Below are 2,476 nucleotides of genomic sequence, written 5' to 3'. Positions count from 1 at the left end.
TGTAAGCGTCAAGTAAAAATGAACACTTTTTGCTAATTAATTCTGAACACTTTCTTCCTGAAATATGGAAGTTCGATTCTTCATTCGATGACTATCCTCACCACGAAATTGGATGACTTCTACTCGATGTAGAATTCGATCCAAAATAGCTGTGGTGATTCCTTGATCACCTAATAACTCGCCCCATTCACTCGGCCCCTTATTTGACGTCAATATAATTGAAGCTTTGTCATGTAAGTCATTGATGAGATGGAAAAAGAGGTTAGCTTCTCGTTGATCCATTGCCATAAACATGAGGTCATCAATAATGACTAGATTAGCGTTTCTTATTCGCTTCATCCTCATTTGGGCTTTTCGTGTGAATTCTTCAGCTTTTAAATGCCTCACGAGTTCTTCCATGGTGATAAACATGACCTGATAGCCTTGGTGAATTGCCTCAATTCCAAGTGCTGTGGCTAAATGCGTTTTGCCGACACCGGCAGGTCCCAACAGGACCAAGTTATACAATTGATCGATCCAAGATAACTCACTTAGCTGCTTCATTTGTTTTTGACTTAAGGTTCGTTGCTCATGAAGATTGTACATCTCAAGTGTTGTGTGGGCAGGGAATGCTGCCCACTTCAATTGTCGTTCAATTTGCTTTTCCGAACGCCTTTTCAGTTCATACGATGTTAGGGCTGTTAATAACTCTTTATAAGTCCAATCTTCAGATTCTGCTCGTCGAATAAGATCGGGTAAATAATCGGCTGTCTCTGACAAGCGCAGCGTCTTAAAACGATTTTGTAATAGCTCTAATGTCACGATCAAGTCACCGACCCTTCAAGAACATCGAGGTAAGAATCTAAGGTTCTTTCTTCTGGTTTCATATGATCATAGTCAGATCTTTCAGACGACCCTTCAGGTATAGTTGTTGTCGAATCCTCAGTTGATCGTTCTTGTCTAACGGCATGTGATAGGACATCCTTAAATTCCGAAGCACTATAAAAATGATTGTTCAAACACTCATCTAAAGCTTTCATTTTGGCGTTGGATGACACGTCCTTAACCGAATCGGCAATAATTTTCAGCTGATCTCTCATGTATCGTGGGTATTGCGTTTGAATGTCCTGTAAATAGCTCATAGCCTTATCTTGATCCTGGAAGGCTTCCGAAACAGTTTTCATATAAGCAGGAATCCCCTTGCTACGGTCTCGTTTATGCTGTGTATCTTGAATAAGTTCTCCTTTTCCTTCACATAAGGCATGCTCAGCGATATTAGGCCCATCCATCGATTCACGTATGCAGAGCTTCTTATCATCCGTCACCTTTATATATACGTCTTTGTGTTGATCATAAGTGCCCAACGGCACCGAGTAACGATTGGACTTGTATAAAATCGTATTGTCTTTCCGAACCACTCTTGCTATACTTGAATCAATAGGTGAATGACTTATTTTCTTAGTAATCGGCTTAAGGTGTTTCTTTTCGACGGAGAACACTTCTGCCGGTTTCTTTTTTATGGTGTTATGCACTTTGCCGTTCCCTGTCCTCTCAAGCCATTCCAAGCATTGTTCATTCCATTGTTCTATGTTCTTAAACACACGGTTCTTGGCAAAGTTTTGCTTAATAAACTTAACACTATTCTCCACTTTTCCTTTACTCTCTGGATCAGCTTTGCGACAAACATAAAGTTGGAACTTTCGTTCTCGATAATACGTTTGAAATGCTTCGGTCAACATAATATTACCACCGTTTTCACTCACAACGATTAAGGCATCTTGATCATAAACCATTTCTTCTGGTATCCCTCCAAAGTACTCAAAAGCATGTTCATGAGCTCGAATCACATCCTTTGTGGTGAAAGGCCGGTCTAACCATTCGGCATACTTGTAACGAGAATGGGATAATACAAAACAAATCACATATACGTTTTGAGTACCACCTTGGGATGATTGTTGTTTCGATTGACCAAAATCAACTTGGATCTGTTTCCCCATTGGTAACTCTGGGATCGCCTCATAGGAACGAGGTGTCATCACTTTTGGAATATTGTATTTGTCTCTCAGTTCTTTAACATAACTTCGAACTGTACTTTCACCGACCGATAGGTCAGAAAAACGTTCCTTCAACCAGTCATGAACTTGCGCTCCAGAAAGATCAGGGTTTTCGCTTAACCACGTATGAATTAATAATTCGTACTGATCCAACTTCCGTGTCCTTCTACGTGTCGAGGCCATCCATTCAGCCATGTCTTCTGGCGACTTCTCAAGATACTTATAAACGGTTGTTCGTGAAACACCTAATTTTCTTGCAATCCTTCTAATTTTGAACCCTTGTTGCTTCATTTGATAGATTTCCGTAAACATTAACCACTTTTCCACCTTTAAGCCCTCCTGTTGATAGATGCTAAATCTATCATACTACAGAGAGTTATTTTTGATTGAAAAGTGTTCATTTTTATCGAGCAAAAACTGTCTACTTTAGTTTAGCGTTTACA

2 protein-coding genes are annotated in these 2,476 nt (G+C 39.9%); both read right to left on the bottom strand.

The window, feature by feature from the left end; translation table 11 throughout:
* Positions 1-36: 36 nt before the first annotated feature.
* Positions 37-807 (bottom strand): IS21-like element helper ATPase IstB, encoded by a 771-nt coding sequence (gene istB / locus ABID56_RS12905; protein WP_354221875.1) that lies wholly within the window; start codon positions 805-807, stop codon positions 37-39.
* Positions 804-2,360: an IS21 family transposase gene (gene istA / locus ABID56_RS12900; protein ID WP_354221873.1), complete on the bottom strand. Its 1,557-nt coding sequence runs from the start codon at positions 2,358-2,360 to the stop codon at positions 804-806. The genes istB and istA overlap by 4 nt, the downstream gene beginning before the upstream one ends.
* Between the last annotated feature and the right edge of the window lie 116 nt (positions 2,361-2,476).

This window comes from Alkalibacillus flavidus (genome assembly GCF_040545925.1).
Taxonomy (GTDB): domain Bacteria; phylum Bacillota; class Bacilli; order Bacillales; family Alkalibacillaceae; genus Alkalibacillus; species Alkalibacillus flavidus.
This window is presented reverse-complemented; position numbering and strand designations above follow the sequence as displayed.